Annotated in this window: 15 protein-coding genes; 9 read left to right on the plus strand and 6 right to left on the minus strand. The window is 55.6% G+C overall.

Features of this window, described 5'->3' with window-relative positions:
- Positions 1 to 57 precede the first annotated feature (57 nt).
- From J3U88_RS19565 to J3U88_RS19600, 8 genes are all read left to right on the plus strand, one after another.
- Positions 58 to 4,566 carry a response regulator gene (locus tag J3U88_RS19565; protein WP_207860635.1) on the plus strand — a complete coding sequence of 1,503 codons (4,509 nt, stop codon included), beginning with the start codon at positions 58 to 60 and terminating at the stop codon, positions 4,564 to 4,566.
- Positions 4,567 to 4,586: 20 nt separating this feature from the next.
- The gene (locus J3U88_RS19570) at positions 4,587 to 5,459 is read left to right on the plus strand and encodes a CheR family methyltransferase (RefSeq protein WP_207860636.1); all 873 of its coding nucleotides are present in this window, start codon (positions 4,587 to 4,589) and stop codon (positions 5,457 to 5,459) included.
- A gap of 9 nt (positions 5,460 to 5,468) precedes the next feature.
- Positions 5,469 to 6,584 carry an ATP-binding protein gene (locus tag J3U88_RS19575; RefSeq protein ID WP_207860637.1) on the plus strand — a complete coding sequence of 372 codons (1,116 nt, stop codon included), beginning with the start codon at positions 5,469 to 5,471 and terminating at the stop codon, positions 6,582 to 6,584.
- A gap of 173 nt (positions 6,585 to 6,757) precedes the next feature.
- Complete coding sequence (locus tag J3U88_RS19580) at positions 6,758 to 7,195, plus strand: hypothetical protein (protein WP_207860638.1); 438 nt, start codon at positions 6,758 to 6,760, stop codon at positions 7,193 to 7,195.
- Between the two features lie 2 nt (positions 7,196 to 7,197).
- Positions 7,198 to 8,505 carry a hybrid sensor histidine kinase/response regulator gene (locus J3U88_RS19585; protein WP_207860639.1) on the plus strand — a complete coding sequence of 436 codons (1,308 nt, stop codon included), beginning with the start codon at positions 7,198 to 7,200 and terminating at the stop codon, positions 8,503 to 8,505.
- Between the two features lie 220 nt (positions 8,506 to 8,725).
- A complete protein-coding gene (locus tag J3U88_RS19590; protein ID WP_207860640.1) occupies positions 8,726 to 9,124 on the plus strand; it encodes a hypothetical protein in 399 nt (132 codons plus the stop codon).
- 72 nt (positions 9,125 to 9,196) lie between these two features.
- The gene (locus J3U88_RS19595) at positions 9,197 to 9,760 is read left to right on the plus strand and encodes a hypothetical protein (RefSeq protein ID WP_207860641.1); all 564 of its coding nucleotides are present in this window, start codon (positions 9,197 to 9,199) and stop codon (positions 9,758 to 9,760) included.
- Between the two features lie 255 nt (positions 9,761 to 10,015).
- On the plus strand, positions 10,016 to 11,191 hold the full coding sequence (locus J3U88_RS19600; RefSeq protein ID WP_207860642.1) for a tetratricopeptide repeat protein: 1,176 nt from the start codon (positions 10,016 to 10,018) through the stop codon (positions 11,189 to 11,191).
- Between the two features lie 305 nt (positions 11,192 to 11,496).
- Here J3U88_RS19600 and J3U88_RS19605 read toward each other — a convergent pair whose 3' ends face one another.
- The 5 genes from J3U88_RS19605 to J3U88_RS19625 all read right to left on the minus strand — a co-directional run bounded on the left by J3U88_RS19605 (position 11,497) and on the right by J3U88_RS19625 (position 15,778).
- Complete coding sequence (locus J3U88_RS19605; protein ID WP_207860643.1) at positions 11,497 to 11,823, minus strand: low molecular weight protein tyrosine phosphatase family protein; 327 nt, start codon at positions 11,821 to 11,823, stop codon at positions 11,497 to 11,499.
- Positions 11,824 to 12,106: 283 nt separating this feature from the next.
- Positions 12,107 to 12,928 (minus strand): alpha/beta fold hydrolase, encoded by an 822-nt coding sequence (locus J3U88_RS19610; RefSeq protein ID WP_207860644.1) that lies wholly within the window; start codon positions 12,926 to 12,928, stop codon positions 12,107 to 12,109.
- 94 nt (positions 12,929 to 13,022) lie between these two features.
- Positions 13,023 to 13,841 (minus strand): endonuclease/exonuclease/phosphatase family protein, encoded by an 819-nt coding sequence (locus J3U88_RS19615; RefSeq protein WP_207860645.1) that lies wholly within the window; start codon positions 13,839 to 13,841, stop codon positions 13,023 to 13,025.
- Between the two features lie 74 nt (positions 13,842 to 13,915).
- Positions 13,916 to 14,908 carry an AraC family transcriptional regulator gene (locus tag J3U88_RS19620; RefSeq protein ID WP_207860646.1) on the minus strand — a complete coding sequence of 331 codons (993 nt, stop codon included), beginning with the start codon at positions 14,906 to 14,908 and terminating at the stop codon, positions 13,916 to 13,918.
- A 9-nt stretch (positions 14,909 to 14,917) separates the two neighbouring features.
- Positions 14,918 to 15,778: an oxidoreductase gene (locus tag J3U88_RS19625; protein ID WP_207860647.1), complete on the minus strand. Its 861-nt coding sequence runs from the start codon at positions 15,776 to 15,778 to the stop codon at positions 14,918 to 14,920.
- A gap of 135 nt (positions 15,779 to 15,913) precedes the next feature.
- On the opposite strand from J3U88_RS19625, the gene J3U88_RS19630 reads away from it, so the two are divergent.
- Positions 15,914 to 16,075, plus strand: coding sequence for a hypothetical protein (locus J3U88_RS19630; RefSeq protein ID WP_207860648.1), 162 nt, complete (start codon positions 15,914 to 15,916; stop codon positions 16,073 to 16,075).
- On the opposite strand, the gene J3U88_RS19635 is transcribed toward J3U88_RS19630, so the two are convergent.
- Entirely contained in the window at positions 16,072 to 17,550 is a 1,479-nt protein-coding gene (locus tag J3U88_RS19635) for a SulP family inorganic anion transporter (RefSeq protein ID WP_207860649.1), read from the minus strand. The genes J3U88_RS19630 and J3U88_RS19635 overlap by 4 nt on opposite strands.
- Positions 17,551 to 17,893 lie beyond the last annotated feature (343 nt).

Here is a 17,893-nt window from a genome sequence, read left to right on the forward strand (position 1 = left end):
CCTTATTTCCGGTAAACGCCTCTTCCGGCTTTGACCCCGCCCAACAGGACGCTGTCTATGAGCAAGGATCCATCGATGTCCCTTAACACCGAAACCCGCGACGCCCGCTTTTCCAAACTGGGCCGCTCGATCTTCTTTTGGTTCATGGTCATCGCGCTTTTCCCGTTGGCATTGGCCTCAACCTGGCTCTGGCTCAGCACCAAAGGCACCCTGGTTGAGAAAACCAAACAAACCTTGACCCGCGACATTACACTCAAAGAAGAGACGATTCACCAATATTTCAGCGAGCGCGCGCGCGATTTGCGCGTTCAAGCCGAATTACAGAGCAACGTTCGCTTTATGACGGTGCTGCAGACACGCTTTCAGGGAAACGACCTCAGCGCCGAGGCATTCGTTCAATCCAGTGAATGGGCCGAACTCAGCCGCAACGGCTCCAGCGATTTGCGCAACTTTATTCAGACCTACGGCTACCGCGACGCGTTCCTCATCGACCAACAGGGTTATGTTCTTTTTTCCGTGATGGCGGGCGAAGATCTGGGTACCAATTTACTCTCCGGGCCGTTCAGCCAATCCAACCTCAGTACCGCATGGCGCCACGCGCGCAATTCCATCTTACCGATTTGCTCGGACCTAGCCCACTACACGCCCACTTGGAACGAGGCCGCCATGTTTTTGGCGCAACGGATTGTGGATGCCGACGGAAACCAATTGGGCGTCTTGGCGATTCAGATCCCCATCGACCAAATCAACAAAATCGTCTCGCGGGAAATCGGAAACTACCGCCGCGCGCACACGATTGTGGTCGGCAATGATTTGAAGATCCGCGCCCCACAAGAGAATGACGGGCCAGACGCGGAGGAAGGCCTCGCCAAAATTGACACACCCGTTACCCGCGGCTGGGTTTTCGAAAAAGAGGCGGCCAAACTCACCCTGGAGGAAGAAAACCTGCGTCGGGAGAAACTCGCGGCCCTGGAACAACAGGGCGAACGACTACCGGACACAGTCCCGGGTTTTTACGTCAACCACCTGGGTCGGGAAGTGCTTGGCGTTTATAGTGAAATAGAGTACTTGCATGACCTCGGTTTGGACTGGGCCTTGATCACCGAAATCGATCAGGACGAGGCTATGCGCGAGCTGGACAACCTTTTTGTAGGGACGGTCGTGGTCCTCGGCACCATGATCTTGTTGATCGCACTGGTTTCATTTCTTATCACCCACCGCATCTCATCACCGATTCGGCGCATCTCGCGACGAGCCAAACAAACCGCCGTCGGCATGTTACCCGAACCTGACCTGGACATTAGCGACAACGAGATCGGCGAGTTGGCCGACAGCTTCCAGAAGGTGGTGGCGTCGATCCAGGAGGTGACCGACGTCTGTGCCGCCATCGCCATCGGTGATTTTTCTAAATCGGTGGTGATCAAAGGCGAACACGATGCCTTGGGTTTGGCAGTCAATCAAATGGGTCAAAACCTGCGTCAGGTGGTGGATCAGGCCAACGCCGTGGCCAAAGGCGATTACAGCGGCGAAATTGAGCCGCGTTCAGAAAAAGACGCGCTGAGTTTCGCGCTGGTCAACATGACCAACGAACTCGGCAACCTGCAAGCCCAAAAAGAACGCCAGGATTGGTTGACCTCCGGTGAGGTACAGCTGCGCAACGCCATGCAAGGTGACTTGGAAATCAACGAGTTGGGCAAGCAGATCATCCAGTTTGTGTGCCGTTACCTCAACGCGATGATCGGCGCCTTTTACGTGCTGGACCAAAAAAACGTGTTGCGCCTCATCAGCAGTTTCGCGTATCGCAAACGCAAGGGCGTTTCTAACGAGTTCCAACTGGGCCACGGGCTTGTCGGGCAGGCCGCCCTGGAAGGCGAAAGCATCTTGGTGACCAACGTTCCCGACGATTACGTGGCTATTTTCTCCGGGCTGGGCGAAGCCACGCCGCGGGCGATTCTGGCCGTCCCCTTCCTCTACGAGGAAAAGGTGGTCGGTGTATTGGAACTCGGCAGCTTCGAGGTCTTTAACGACGATCAGATTTACTTGTTGGAGAAATTTCGCGACTTCGTCGGCATCGCCGTCAACACCGCACAGGCCCGCTCGCGCATGTCGCAGTTGCTGACACAAACCCAGGAGCAGGCCGACGCGCTCCAAAAGCAGCAGGAAGACCTCAAACTGGCCAATACCGAGCTGGAAGAACAAACCAAGGCGTTGTTGGAATCCGAGGCCAGACTACAGACCCAACAGGAGGAACTGCGTTCAACCAACGAGGAACTGGAAGATCAAACGCGCGCCTTGCGTGAATCCCAAGCCCGTTTACAGGCGCAGCAAGAAGAGCTCCAGCAGATTAACGAGGAGCTGGAAGAGCGCTCCGAGGCCTTGGAACGGCAACGCGACGAGGTGAAACTGAAAAACCAAGAACTGGAACGGGCGCGCCGCGAGTTGGCGGAGAAAGCCCGCGACCTGACCTTAACGAGTAAATACAAGTCGGAATTCCTGGCCAATATGTCCCACGAATTGCGCACCCCGCTCAACAGCATGCTCATTTTGTCTCAGTTACTTGAGAAAAACCAAAAAGGTAATTTGACCGAAAAGCAGGTTGAATACGCCAAAACCATCTACCAGTCCGGCAGCGATTTATTGGCGCTGATCAACGAAATTCTCGACCTCTCAAAAATCGAAGCGGGCAAAATGGAGTTGGTACCAACCGAGATTCAAATCAGGCCGTTTTTGAAGGATCTGGGTCTCAAATTCCAGCCCATCGCGGACGAAAAAAGTTTGGGTTTCGCCATCAACATCGGGGACAAGGTGCCTGAGACCTTCACCAGCGATCCCCACCGCTGCGAACAAATTTTGCGGAACCTCCTCTCCAACGCGCTTAAATTCACCGATCAAGGCCATGTTCATCTCAGCGTTAGCGCGGTCACCCACCAGGGCGCCCCCGCCCTGGCTTTTACCGTTGAAGATACCGGGATGGGCATCCCCGAGGAAAAGCGCCGCTTGATTTTTGAAGCCTTCCAACAGGCCGACGGAACCACCAGCCGCCAGTTCGGCGGCACCGGCCTGGGGCTTTCGATTTCGCGAGAGCTGGCCAAGCTGCTCCAGGGCGAAATCCAGCTCGACAGCGAGGAAGGCCGCGGCAGTTCCTTTACGCTGAACCTACCCATCACCTACAGCGCCGGCGAAAGCGATCAGCCCGACGCCTTTGTCTCCAGCAAAGTCGAGGACCCGCCCCGTGACGAGGCCGACCCGGCACCGGACAACAAAGTCCAAAAACGGGCGCTGCTCGAAAAAGCCAAAGCGCTCACCGCCACACCCCTCGAGCCGCCGACCGTGCGAAGCCGGGAAGAACCGCCGCGCGCCGACTACCCGGACGACCGCGAAAACTTGCAACGGGGCGACGCGGTCCTGCTGATTATTGAAGATGACCGTCAGTTCCAATGGACTTTGCAGAACTTGGCCCGTGAACGCGGCTTCAAATGTTTACTGGCCAACAACGGCGAAGCCGGCCTCCACATGGCCGACTATTACAAACCCGACGCCGTCTTGCTCGACATCGGTTTGCCGCGCATGGACGGGATGGCGGTCATGTCTCGCCTCAAGGACAACCCGGAAACCCGCCACATTCCAGTTCACTTCATCTCGGGAACGGACCGCAACTTTGAGGCAATGAAAATGGGCGCCGCCGGCTTCCTGCAAAAACCGGCAACCATGGCCGACCTCGACCAAGCCTTTAACCGCATCGGCCACATTCTGTCCCATCCCGTCAAAAACCTGTTGATCGTCGAAGACGACGCCAAATTGCGCAGCAGCCTCAAGGCGCTCACCGGCGGTAAAGATGTCCAGGTACACGGCGTGGGCACCGCGCGCAAAGCGCTTGACGCCCTGCGAACCCAACATTTTGACTGCATGGTCTTAGATGTCAACCTGCCGGATATTTCCGGTTACGATTTACTCTCAGAAATTCGCAACGACAGTCAAATTCCCCACTTACCGATCATCATTTACACCGGCCGTGATTTGACCGAAAGCGAAAAGGTCCAACTCGACAAATACGCGGAAAGCGTCATCATCAAAACCGCCAACTCGGCCGAACGCCTGCTGGACGAAACCATTTTGTTCCTGCACCGCGTGGAAGCCGAATTGGGTGGCGAGCAGAAACGCTTGCTCCACTTGGTCCACGATAAAGAGAACATTTTCCGCGATAAAAAGATTCTGGTGGTCGACGACGACATGCGCAATGTGTTCGCGCTGAGCAGCGTGTTGGAAGAAAAAGGCATGACCATTCTGGTCGCCGTCAACGGCCGAGAAGGCTTGGAACAGCTTGAAAAACACCCCGATATCGACCTGGTCCTGATGGACATCATGATGCCCGAAATGAATGGTTACGAGGCAACCCGCGCCATCCGCCAAAACCCCAAATTCCGCAACCTCCCGGTCATCGCCTTAACCGCCAAGGCCATGAAAGGTGATCGCCACAAATGTATCGACGCCGGCGCCAACGACTACATGTCCAAACCGGTGGATACCGTCAAACTACTGAGCCTCATGCGGGTTTGGTTGTACTAGTTCGGGTTGGGGGACTGATCATGCGCCACACCGAAAACGAACGGATTGAGCTGCGCTTGCTCAAAGAAGCCATCTTCCACAAATACGGTTACGATTTTCGCAATTACGCCGAGGCCTCGATTAAACGCCGCGTCATGGCCTTTCTCAAAGAAACCCGCATCGAATCCATTTCCATGTTGCAACACCGGGTACTTTATGACGCCTCGCTGTTCAAACACCTCCTGGCCGGGCTTTCGATCAATGTCACGGAAATGTTCCGCGACCCCGGCTTTTACGCTTCCATCCGAAAATATGTCATCCCCATTCTTCGTGAACTCCCCTTCTTCAAGCTGTGGCACGCGGGGTGTTCCACCGGCATGGAAGTCTACTCCATGGCAATCATTCTTGAGGAAGAGGGCTTGAGCGAAAAAGCACGCATTTACGCCACCGACTTCGACGAAACGGTATTGCAGAAGGCACGCGACGGCATTTTCCCCCTCGAACACGCGCGGGAGTACACGGCTAACTATCAAAAAGCAGGTGGCTTGGCGAGTTTCTCCGATTACTTTACCGCCAAGTACGAGCACGCCATTTTCAAAAGCTCACTCAAAAAAAATGTGGTTTTTGCAGATCACAATTTGGCCAGTGACGGCGTTTTTGGTGAAATGAATTTGATCTTCTGCCGGAATGTGTTGATATATTTCAATAAAGATTTGCAGAACCGCGTCTTCAAACTTTTTTACGAGAGTCTGGCCGACGATGGCTTCTTGTGTCTGGGCGCCAAGGAGAGCATTCGCTACTCACGTTATTCGGATGCCTTCGCCGATGTCGCTCCCAAGGACAAGATTTACCGCAAAATCGAAAACGGCCCGGCGGCGGAAACGCCGATTCGCCCTTACCATGATTTGTCCTAAGAGGTCATTGTGCGCGAAGAATCCCCCATTAAAGTCGGCCTGCTGATTGTCGACGACCGCCCCGAAAACCTGTTATCGCTTGAAGCCATTTTAGAAGCGCCCGACCGCGAAATCGTGCGGGCCAACTCCGGCAACGAAGCCCTTTCACTCATGCTCAAACACGATTTCGCCCTTGTCCTCCTCGACGTTCAAATGCCGGGCATGGACGGGTTTGAAACGGCCCAATTGATGCGGGGGTTGGAAAAAACCCGCGGGGTTCCCATCATCTTCGTCAGCGCCATAAACAAGGAACAAACCTTTGTGTTCCGCGGTTATGAAGCCGGCGCGGTCGACTACCTCTTCAAACCCATCGAGCCGCATATCCTGCAAGGCAAGGTCAATGTCTTCCTCGATCTCTACCGACAGCGCGAGGCCAAAAAACAATTGTTGGCCGAATTGGAACGCAGTAACCAGGAATTACAAGACTTTGCCCACATGACCTCCCACGATCTCAAAGCCCCGCTGCGCAGCGTGCGTTTTTCCCTGCAAATGCTGCGCGAGGACTTCGAACCGGTCCTCAACGAGGAAGGTGTCGAGTACCTGGACACCATGGATCGTTCCGTAAAACGCATGCAAACCCTGATCGACGATCTCCTCGATTACGCCAAAGCCGCCAATTCCCCAACTGCTTTTGAAACCCTACCCCTGAATCGCATTATTGAAGACGTGCTTGTCGACCTGCACGGTCAAATCCAGGAAACCGGGGCCACGGTGGCATCAGATGATCTGCCAAACGTGCGTGGGGATGGGACCCAGCTCACCCGCCTCTTTCAAAATCTCATCGGCAACGCCCTCAAATACCGGCGCCCGGACGAAAAGCCGCACATCACCCTCAAAACGGAGCATTGCGACGACAGCCGATGTACGGTCGTGGTCACCGACAACGGGATGGGCTTTGATAACCAACATGCAGAACGCATCTTCTTGCCGTTCCAGCGCTTGGTGCCGAAAGGCAAACTCGAAGGAAGCGGGATCGGCTTGGCGATTTGTAAAAAAATCGTCAACCACCACGGCGGTACCATCAACGCCTCGGGCGAGATCGGTATCGGCGCTACATTTCGCGTAACCCTACGGCGCCACCAGTAACCCCCATCGGACCAAAAAGCATCGCCCTCGGGGAAATAACGAAAATTTCTTAATTACCTCGCCGGCGGAAAGTGATAGCTTGAAGCATATCGCCTAATTTGTGCCAGGTAACGGCCTTCAAACCAAAGCCTACCGCCGTAGGAATCAGACCTTAACCTCGATTGGAGCCTTCGTTGAGTCCCCCAACCCGTGCAGCCCTTTACAGTGAAACCGACAGGTTTCGGCATCAATTCAACGAACATGTGACGCGCCGGTTTGACGTCGCGGTGGATGAGCTCACAAGCCAAGCGCAAGTCTACAACCTGCTGAGCAGCACAAACTCGGACGTCAAAAAAACACCAATCCTTCTCTTTGTCCACACCCAAACCTACAATACCTCTTTCTTTGAAGAACTTTTTTCCCTCAAAGACACGACTGATGCCCTAAAGACACCCATAATCATTTGGTCGGATCGACTTAACCGCGCTGAAATTTCCGCGCTTTATCGTCTCGGAGCCACCAGCGTGATTCACCAAGACGCGCAAACTAATTCACTGGCCAAAACCCTGTCCGATATGGGAGAGTATTGGTTTAGGTCGGTCATCTTACCGAGGCCGGGCTTCAGGGGGTAGCCTTGGGCGAGCAGCCACACATCATAGAACCAACGGGCACACCCATTCACGCGGAAAAAGAAGAGACCGCGCCGGCCCAGGAAAAAAGATTGATCCGTGTTCTCCTCATTGAAGACGATGAGAACGACCACTACATTATTCGCAAGCTGCTCACCAAAATTCGCACCTACGATTACGAAATAAAATGGGTCGACACCGTGGCCGAGGCCGTTTCCGCGATTCAAACCGGGGTCTTTGAGGCGGTTTTAACCGATTATCAATTGCGCGACGGCACGGGTTTGGACGTTATTAGCAAGGCGGTCCAGGCCAATAAAAGCCTGCCGATGATCATGTTAACCGGCAACCAGGATCCAAAAATCGACGAGGCTTCGATGGGCCGAGGCGCCGACGATTTCCTCCCCAAGGAAGAACTGACCGGTCCTTTGCTGTCACGCACCATTCGCCACAGCATTTTTCGCAAAAAGGCCGAGCAGGAATTGCGCGAAAGCGAAGATCGCAACCGGGAATTGGCCGAATTTTCTTCGGCGGTGCTGCACAACATCGGCAACGTGCTCAACAGCGTTAACGTCTCAACCGGGCGCATTATTAAGAACTTACGGGAATCAAAAACTACATCCCTTGAAAAAACCAAAGAGTTGCTGGAAGCCAACGCGGATAACCCGGACTTTTTCAGCAAAGATCCGAAGGGCCGCATGTTGCCCCCTTTTTTGGTGCGATTGGCCGACCTGCTCCAGCAGGAGCATTACCAGAACGTGACCGAGGCGGAAAAGATCCGCAAAGGCTTGGGTTTGATGAAAGAAGTCATCAAAACCCAGCAAACCCATGCCAAACACGGCATGGAGTTGGAGGACCTCGATTTGCGCGAGGTGATTAGCGACGCCCTCAACGTCAACATGGCGGCCCTGATGCGCCACCGAATCGAAGTACAAACGCTGTACCACAGCGATATTCGCGTCCAAGCGCAGAAGGTCAAGCTCACCCATATCCTGATTAACCTGATCAAAAACTCGATAGAGGCCATGACCGACCTCCCGGAAAGCCAACACCGCACGATTAAAATCGAGCTGGGCCACAACGCCCACCACCAGCCGGAGTTGGCGATTTGCGACCTGGGCCACGGTGTCGAACCCGACCAGTTGGAAAAGCTCTTTCAACATGGATTCACCACCAAACAGCGCGGCCACGGTTTTGGGCTGAATTACTGCTACAAAACCATGCGCGAGCTGGGCGGCTCGATCCGTGCCGAAAGTGACGGCCTCGGCACCGGTACCCGCTTCGTCCTCACCTTCCCCTTCGGAACCCTCGTCTAGCGCGGATGGTTTGGGGTCGGGTTTCAAAATGAGGCTGGGTTTGGTGTTCGTTTATTTCTCAGGATGCGCAACGAAGTGCGCCTGCCAGGTGCAGCCTCTTTGCGGTTTGGATAATTGGCGATTAGGCCGGCGCCTCCTCTTTATTGGCTGATTTTGCCTTGGAGCGCGGGTGGCAAGTTCCCGGTTCAGGGGCTCAGAAGTCTGTTTTCTCGGGGAGACTTTGCCGGGCGGCGGCAAACGTCGGTCTTGGTTTCGAAATCGAAATGGCGGCTCCATCCGCGGCGGGCACCGGCAAGGCCCAACCGGGGATTGGGCGGATCCCCATCCAAGGAGCATCCGCTTCCTATCTTTTTCCATCCTGATCATTACAAACAACGATCCTGTTCCCGAAATCGCACCCGATCCATTCTCCCGAAAACTATTTTTTGGGATCTTACAGTTTTCCGCCTGCACCTTTAAACTCTGGGCGTTATATTTCCGTAAAAGAAACCAGCAACGCTTTACCGCCCTTGGGAAAAGCCACGTCGCCCGCTTGCTCCCGCCGATTTTCGCATCGGGAAATTACTTCGGCTCTGAGTCCCCGCTTCATGGTAAAATGGCCGAGCTGATTTTTTTGTGACCGGTTGTGATCGGTTTTTACGCTTATAAAAATAGTCCTTCAATGCTATTGGTCCTTCCTCGGAGGTTTCTTTTGTCACGGCTTCTTGATGCAAACCTACCCGTTTCAGCACAACCAACCCACTCAGAATTTCAACCAACGCCTTTGGCGCTTGAAGGTGCCGTCCGCACCCTCAAAGTGGAACACAAACCCAACGAACTCATTCTTCGTTACCAATGGTCACTCAACCCGGCCCTCCCCTTTACCGCCGCGTTGATTGCCCTCGCCTCCGCGGTCGCGGTCTTTTGGGTAAGTTCCACCTTACAACCCGTTTTTGCAATGATCGGTTTGGCCGCCGCATACACGGCGCCCGCCCTGCGTTTTAACCGAACCGCCGCTCTGGTCGGCTGTGGCATTCTTTCCATTCGCCATCGTCCCTTTCCATGGTTCAGCCGGTTCCTCTACGCTTGCGAAATTGAGCGCTTGGAATGTAACCAACATCCCATCTTCCGCGAGAACATTCGCATTCAGGCCGTCCTTAAAAAAGGCCGCCGCGTCACGCTCATGAGTTGGTTGCGCAGCCCCGATGAAGGCTGTTGGATCTGTAAGCTGATTTCCCAAAACATGGACGTCAGCCATTCAATTAACAAAGACTAAACCGCGTACACCCATACGTTTAAAAAAGGCCGGCACCTTCGCCGGCTTTTTTTATGTCCCGACCCGGGTGTGAGCGGGACCGCATTTCTCCAGGAAAATTAAAGATGCGGCGAACTGGATTCGATAGGTTCATAAAACCTTAACAATCGTCTGGATTCGCGCTTCACCGAGCCCATCCCTAGCTCAATGTGCCGACCCACCGGGTACCGCGGCCAAACCGTAACCTATCAACACCATGGATCGAGGAGATAAGGGATGGTGATTTGTATTCTGCTGCTCACCTTCGGTTATGGAAAGCCGCTGTACGACCAATCCTATGATTTGTTTACGCGTGCCCAACAAGCCCAAGCCCAAGGTTCAGAGGCGGTCGCGGACCGCTTGTTCACCGAGGCACAGCAAAAACTTAACAAACTCATCGAAAAGCAGCCGGACCACAAACGGGCCTGGCTCCTCAAAGCAAAGGCCCACTTCTATTTGGGCCAAGATGTCCACGCCGCGGACGCCTTTGACAAGCTGTGTCAAATGGATCCCAACAACCACGAGGCCTTTTTCTACCGCGGCATGGCACAAATCTACGGGGGCAGTCATCAGGAAGCGGTGGCTAGTTTTACACGGGCTACCCAACTCGAGCCCGCCAACCCCGTCTATTTTGAAGAGTTGGGCCGTGCCAACAATTTCATCGGCGAATACGAACAAGCACTCAAAGCCTATGATCAAGCGCTCCGCCTGTCCCCGGATTCTGAATCGGCCATGTTCCAAACCGGCGTGGCTTTGTCGCGCCTTGGCAGACCCCGCATGGCCCTTGAACGCTTTAGCGGCCTGTTGCTGCTGTACCCAAAAAATCAAAACGCCTTGTACAACGCGGGCCAACTCCACCAAATTCTCGGCGAACACGGCGCGGCCTTAAACCGATTCGACAAACTGGTCAAGCTGGCGCCCAAGGACGGCACCACCCTCTCCAAAATGGTCCAGATCCATGACGAACTGGGCAACAACCGACGACGCGAACAATACCGCCGCAAAATCTACCGCCTATGGCGCCGCGGCGAGGATCCGAAACTGGTCAAACTCGGCTTTTTTGTGGCAACCCAGTTCGATGAGGGCGACCGCCACATCGTCGGTCTCGAGAACTTCGAATTAAAAGGCGAGGAAGCCAAAAAATACGTTTTCCGGGTGTATGCCGAGGACATGCGTGAAATCGTCCAAGAGATCTCCCTGGGGAGCTATGCCCTGCTCAACAGCATCGCCCAGGAATCCGGGCAAATCAAAGGAGACGACCGCCTTTACCACTTGGACAGCACCTGGCCGGACGGCCGCCGCCAAACCTATGAAACCTTTTACGGCAAGGAACCGGATTACGACGAGGTGAAACAACTGGTGATCCGTGTCTTGCGCGGCGAGCATCGCGCTTTTGCGGGCAGAACCCAATAGCCCAATTACCAATAGCTACGACCGGTAAGCCCGCCTTTTACCTAAAGGCTGTGTTGGGCAGCTTCTTTTTTGAACCATGTTGTAACTACGGCTCCATCCGCGTCGGGTACGGCCGCAAAGGGCAACCAAGCCCATCCGCATCCTTGGTTCCGAATATCCTGAGAAATGCTTTTCCTACCCCAGGAAAAACCGGAAGGAACCAATCCCCAACTTCCTAAATAGGAAAGGTTTGCACGTGGGCGAAACGCCCGCATACAAACCTTTCTTCGTTTGTGGCTAGATTGAGAGAGGGATGCTCCGCCGACCTAAAGAGCCAAGGCCGAGGAGACCGAATTTTCGAGAATAGCTACCAGCTCGGGGTCCATGTAACGGTAATCCCGCGGGACGCCCAACACGGAAATACGCTTGCCGCGAAGCAAGCCGTCGAAATCATCACACAATCGACTTTTGTGTTTGGCCTCCATCACCAAAATCACATCAGCCCATTGTATGTCGTTAACGGAAACAGGGTGACGCGCGTCCCGGTCGGTACCGGCGGAACGCACTTTGAGGCCGGCGCGTTGTTGCCACAGCGTTTCCGCGGTGGAACTGCGCCATTGATTGCTGCTACAAATGAACAATACATTGGTCATAACGCACTATTCCAGTTGGCAGAGCGGTCACAGGGGCGGTGCTCGAAACGAGAAGCAAGGAGGAATAGATCGAGAAACGAGCTAAGCGGAATGTGGGACCAACTCAGCTTTGTGATCGAGGAAAGTACTAAAGAAAATACACCTTCGCGAGGCAAATTACAATCGCAGACACCACATTTCTCGAAAAACACATTCACGGCGGTTTTCATCATTTCTGGAAAACGGGGCAGGAGGAACAAATTCACGTCTCGCCCCCGTCGAAGAGACGCGCAAGCGCCCTTCTTTACACTAAAAAACGTCGTAACAAAGCCACGGTTTCGTCTGGCTGCTCAAAGGGAAACAAATGACCGCCCTCGAAAGGCACCCGATTCATTCGGGGATAAACCCATTGAAGCCAACGAATATCCGAAGGCCACAACACATCACTGGTTCGTCCGTAAATGAGCGCGACCTCGACCTGATCATCGGGCACCGATGCGGTCGGTGTATCAGGAAAGGCGGGTAGGATCACCTTACGCATACCACGCGGCATGCTTAGGGGAACCGAACGAAACACCGCAACCTCGGTTTCAGCCGAAAAGGTTAGGGTCAAGCCCGCGTCGTGGGGCTTCAAACCGTGGCTCAGGTAATCGTCGAAGCAACGGGGATGGAACTGACGGAAAAAGGCCTTGCGGCGAAAATAATCTCTAGCTTGGTCGCGGTCGTCAAATTCGGTCCGTCGTGTCATCGCCTTTCGGGTGGGACCGATGTCGTCACCGCGCCCAACCAACTGCATCAAACGAATCCCGTTTCTTTTGAAGGTGCTGAATAACACGGGGTCCAACAGAATCACCCGCTTGAAGAGATCCGGTCGGCGAACCGCGGCGAACAGGGTGGCAACGGCGCCGGAAGAATGCCCGACCCCATAGACCGGCCCCCCACCGCGTTGCTCCAGGGTATGAATCAACTCGTCGGCAAAATGGTTGAGGTCGCCCTCAATGGGGAAGTCACCATGCCCCATGCAATTGACGTAATGGAAAGCGACATCGTCGAACTGTTCAAATAAATAGCTGTAGGTTTTGGCGGGAAACCCGTTGGCATGGGTGAACTGAACCTGCTTCTTCAAAAAACCTGCCTCCGGCCGCGCGGGCGATAAACACGCACTCCCTGCAAAAAGCAGCGTGGCGCGGGCTTATTTTAGCGGAAAGGCGCGGTTCGGGTCAGGGATTCGCGCCATCGCGGCCCAAGAGTTCCGCTTCTTCTAAAACACAATCGAGACAGAGCCCAAAGTGATCAGAAAGGAGCACACCCGGCTCCAGCGCTTGATTCCCCACCAGTTGCATGCTTTCCGGCCGCAAACCGGGCTTGCGCGGTGCCAAGAGAATACGGTCGAAACGCACCTGTTTCTCCTTACCCTTATCGGCCAAACGCATTTTGTTGATGTCTGTATCCACGGTCCAGCCCGGATCGCCGGGATTGAGAAGTGGCCACAGATCGTGAAAACCCTCGGGCAGGACGTCGTTTTCGGGAAAGCTGTGACAGAAATTAAAATCCCCCATCAGCAGCGACCAATCACCGCGATTCATCGGTTTTTCCAGTTCGCGCAACTGGCGCAGACGGTAATCCCGCATGACCTGTTTGCTTTCGAGGTGAACCGCGCCCACCTGTAAATCCCCGCCGGGAAGAGACCAAACCCCCTCGACCAAAGACCGGTTCATGGCGCTGGTAAAGGGATGGATCGAAAAAACGTCGGGCGCCCGTCGGGCCAGAAGCACCACGCCGTAGGAATCGAAGGTGCGCCCGTCGCGATCACTGAACCAGTAATCGGCCAAGCGGGAATCTCCCGCCAGTTGCCTCAGAACCGGAACGGTCATTTCCTGCAGGGCGACAAAGTCGGGCGAAAGCGTTGCGAGGACGTCGATCAGCGCGGATGTGCGTCGCTCTTGTTCGAACCAGCCGAACCAGATGTTCAAGGTCATCACGCGGAGCCGGCCGGTTTGGCGCCACGGTCGCGCGGTATCGGGGAATGTCTGTGGCAAAGCGCCTCCATGATCTTGAACGTCGGCCGCGCAAGCGGTTCCCACGCGTATCTTAAGCGGTCCCCGCGCGTATCTTAAGCGGTTCCCGCGCGTATGCGGGCGGGGGTGGTTCCGGTCCAGCTTTGGAAGGCCCGGAAAAAGGAATTGGGGTCGTCATAACCCAGCAGGAACGAGATTTCAGCACCGGTCATTTGCTCTTGGGTTAGGTAGTGTCGCGCCAAAGACTCGCGTGTTTTGTTGAGGACGAGCTGGAAGTTAACACCTTCACCGGCCAATTTACGCTGCAAGGTGCGCCGGCTGACGGCTAACTTATCACAAACGGCCCCCATCGAAACCTGGCCGCTGGGCAAGAGTTCGAGCAAGGCACCGCGCACCCGGTCAACCATGGCCGCGGTTTGGTCCAAGTCCGCCCGCCGTTGCCGCAAGGCGGGCTCAAAGGTTTGCCACATCATCTCATTGGCAGTCAGGAAAGGGCGCGCGGCGTCACGGGCGGAAAACACCACTTCCAGCGTATCGCCCCGCACCGGCATGACCCCGAGGAAGGCCCCATAGGCCTCGCGGTTGGTTACAGCGGTGGGCACGGTCACCGCGATGGGTTCCACGCGATGCCGGGTGGCGATGCGCGCCAGTTGTACGAAAAACACAACCTCGGCAAAGATCAACGACGGCGGCGGCGAAACGGAGCGATCCAACCACACAAAACCCAAGCGGGTGCTGTGATCGGTTTGGGTTACCTTCAGTTCCATGGGACACACCAGTTTCTTGTAGCGGGCGATCCGCGCCAAGGCCAGGTTCAGGTCGCGGGAACAGAGCGCGGCAAAAATGGGCGGGTCAAAGGCCTCGACCGAAATCGCCGCGCCGATGCGCAGGGGCAACCGGGGATCTTGCAGGGCTTCGTCCAACGCGGTCCACAAGCGGAAATAACTCGGGGTATCGATTTGGGCCCGCTCCCGCGCAAAAAGATCCTCGGGCAAACCGGCGCGGCGCAAAACTTCGCCGGGATGCACGCCGAGGTCTTGGAGGATCAAACGCCAACCGGGATTGATGGTGTAGTTGCTCGCGGTCATGGTCGCTCTCTAGACCTGACCGCTTCCGGTCACGGATTTGGTGGTCCACCCCATCGACGAACGTAACACCCGCTCCCACAACCAATCGGGGAACAACCAGTGCAGCCGCACGTAGAGTTTGGCATCAAAAGGCGCCCGGTAACGGCGGCGCGGGTTTTTGGCGGCAAGGGCAACGGCAACCGTGTCGGCAATCACACCGGGCGGTTTGGCGGAAGCATAACCGCGCAAGATGCGTGACATGGGTTCGGTAAGGAAACGGTAGACGGAGTTTTTGGTGGTGGTGTCGAGGTTGTCGGCGGAAATATCGGACCACTCGCTTTGAATGGCGCCCGGTTGAATCACCACCACCTTAACCCCGAAGGGCTGCACCTCGACGCGTAAGGCGTCTGACAAGACCTCAAGCGCGTGTTTGGTGGCGTGGTACCAACCACCAATCGGCATCCAAATACGGCCGCCCATGGAACTGATATTCATGATGGTGCCGCTCCCGGCGGCGCGCATCGCCGGCAGCACCAATTGTGTCAAACGCATTAAGCCAAACACATTCACCTCAAACTGACGGCGCGCCTCGTCGATAGGCACATCCTCCAAGGCACCGTAGGAACCGTAGCCTGCGTTGTTCACCAAGGCGTCCAGACGCCCTTCGGCAGCCAAAATGGTTTCCACCGCGGCGGCCATGCTCGCGTCGTCGGTCACATCGATGAACACGGCTTTGGCACCCGCCGCAACCAATTCATCCATTTTGTTGACCCGCCGCGCGGCACCGTAAACGATCCAGCCTTCCGAGCGCATTTTTAGGACAATCGCTTGGCCGATTCCGGCCGAGGCCCCGGTTACCAGGACAACCTTCTTCCCTGCTTGTTCCACCATGGGTTCCCTCCCCCAACTGTGATGCTGCTCTAAAAGATAGTCGGCAGAACATGCCAAAAACATAGCAGATGGTGCCAATCAATATGCGAACGGCGCCGATCCGAACGGTGGCCCCACCGTTTGTGGGGAAACCGTTTGGAATCCTCAGGTACCCTGGATAAACGCAAGGCGGCAGAAAATTTCGCCAAACACGGCGACGCGGTCGGCCTAACGCAAGAACGCGCCACGGGCCCCCGTCAGGGCATGTGGCGCGCCAATCAGCCGCAAATCGCGACCTTTATCCAAAAACCCGCTTAGTGAGAGGGCAGTTGGTCGAGTTTATCGGTCTCGTCAAGAATGGAGAACTTGTCGATGATGGTGGCACTGGCCTCGGTTAACCCGTTCAGTTCAACAGGAACCCCGGCACGGCGGTACTTCAACACGACTTTGTCGAGCGCGCCGACGGCGGTAATGTCCCAGAAGTGCGCGTGATTGAGGTTGATCACGACCTGATCGACGGGCTCTTGAAAATCAAAAGAATCGGCGAACTTGTCTGCCGAGGCGAAAAACACCTGGCCGTAAACGGTGTAGGTGCGCACCTTTCCGTCACCACAGATGGTCGAGGTCACGTTTTTGAATTGGGCCACCTTGTGGGCGAAGAACACGGCGGCCATCAACACGCCGATAAACACGCCGTAAGCCAAGTTGTGGGTGGCAATCACGACCAGCACGGTGGTCAGCATGACGGCGCTGCTGCTGGTGGGATGGTGGCGCAGGTTGCGGATGGAATCCCAGTTAAAGGTGCCGATGGAAACCATAATCATGACGGCAACCAGGGCGGGCATGGGGATCAGCGCGACGAAATCGCCGAGGAACACCACCAAAACCAGCAGGAACAAGCCGGCAAACAGCGAGGACAAGCGACCGCGACCGCCGGATTTCACGTTAATAACGGACTGGCCGATCATGGCGCAACCGGCCATGCCGCCCAAAAAGCCGGCGAAGATATTGGCGACGCCTTGGCCGAAACACTCGCGGTTCTTGTCGCTGGGGGTGTCGGTCATGTCGTCGACGATGGTCGCGGTCATCAAAGACTCAAGCAAACCGACCACGGCCAAGGAAGCGGCGTAAGGGAAAATGATTTGCAGCGTTTGCCAGGTGAGTGGCACCGTGGGTAGCAGGAAGATCGGCAAAGCGTCGGGCAAGGCGCCGAGATCACCGACCGTGCGCACGTTCAGGTTAAAAGCCACGGCGATGAGGGTCATTACCACGATGGTTATCAGCGGCGAAGGAACGGCTTTGGTGAGGTAGGGGAACCCGTAGATGATGGCCAAGCCGGCGCCGACCATAAGGTAAACGGGCAAACCGGCCCCGTGAAATTCGGGGAGCTGGGCCATAAAAATAAGGATGGCGAGGGCGTTGACAAAACCGGTTATGACGGACCGAGACACAAAACGCATCAGGGAACCGAGCTTGAGCCAGGCGGCAAAGAGTTGCAGGACGCCGGTGAGCACGGTAGCGGCCAGTAGGTATTGCAGGCCGTGGTCTTTGACCAGGTCAACCATGAGCAGGGCCATGGCGCCGGTCGCGGCGGAAATCATCCCGGGCCGGCCGCCGGCGAAGGCGGTCACCACGGCGATACAAAAAGCGGCATAGAGCCCGACCTTGGGATCGACCCCGGCGATAACGGAAAAAGCGATGGCCTCGGGGATGAGGGCCAAGGCAACGACGGTGCCGGCCATTAAATCGCCGCGCGTGTTGTGGAACCAAGATTTTTTCAGAGAAGCTAACATAACAATCCTTTTGTCAAACAGACAGACGCAAAAGCCCGAAGCCTAGCACAAGAAGCTCTGCCGCACCTAGACAAAAGCCACACATAAGCAAATAAATTTCCAACTCTTTACATTCAGACTGGTTTTTTACGTAGTTTTTTTGTCGGCAGTACTTGGTCTTCAGGACGGTTCTTTCCGCCCCGGGAAGCCACAAATGGCGGCGGATCGACCGCTGTTTCACCCACTTTTTCGCCCGGAGGCGCCGCGGCAATTAAAGAACCATCCCCATGATCCCGACCCCCCGGCGGCGAACGCTGCCTCGACCCCGACGCGGGCGTCCAAATAAGGCCGCCCTCAACTTCAG

The organism is Acanthopleuribacter pedis (assembly GCF_017377855.1).
GTDB lineage: Bacteria > Acidobacteriota > Holophagae > Acanthopleuribacterales > Acanthopleuribacteraceae > Acanthopleuribacter > Acanthopleuribacter pedis.

Excerpts from the sequence above, each read along its gene's own strand:
- J3U88_RS19565 (WP_207860635.1), top strand. The coding sequence starts at position 58 with ATGAGCAAGGATCCATCGATGTCCCTTAACACCGAAACCCGCGACGCC.
- J3U88_RS19635 (WP_207860649.1), bottom strand. The coding sequence starts at position 17,550 with ATGTTAGCTTCTCTGAAAAAATCTTGGTTCCACAACACGCGCGGCGAT.
- J3U88_RS19570 (WP_207860636.1), top strand. The coding sequence starts at position 4,587 with ATGCGCCACACCGAAAACGAACGGATTGAGCTGCGCTTGCTCAAAGAA.
- J3U88_RS19620 (WP_207860646.1), bottom strand. The coding sequence starts at position 14,908 with ATGACCGCGAGCAACTACACCATCAATCCCGGTTGGCGTTTGATCCTC.
- J3U88_RS19600 (WP_207860642.1), top strand. The coding sequence starts at position 10,016 with ATGGTGATTTGTATTCTGCTGCTCACCTTCGGTTATGGAAAGCCGCTG.
- J3U88_RS19605 (WP_207860643.1), bottom strand. The coding sequence starts at position 11,823 with ATGACCAATGTATTGTTCATTTGTAGCAGCAATCAATGGCGCAGTTCC.
- J3U88_RS19625 (WP_207860647.1), bottom strand. The coding sequence starts at position 15,778 with ATGGTGGAACAAGCAGGGAAGAAGGTTGTCCTGGTAACCGGGGCCTCG.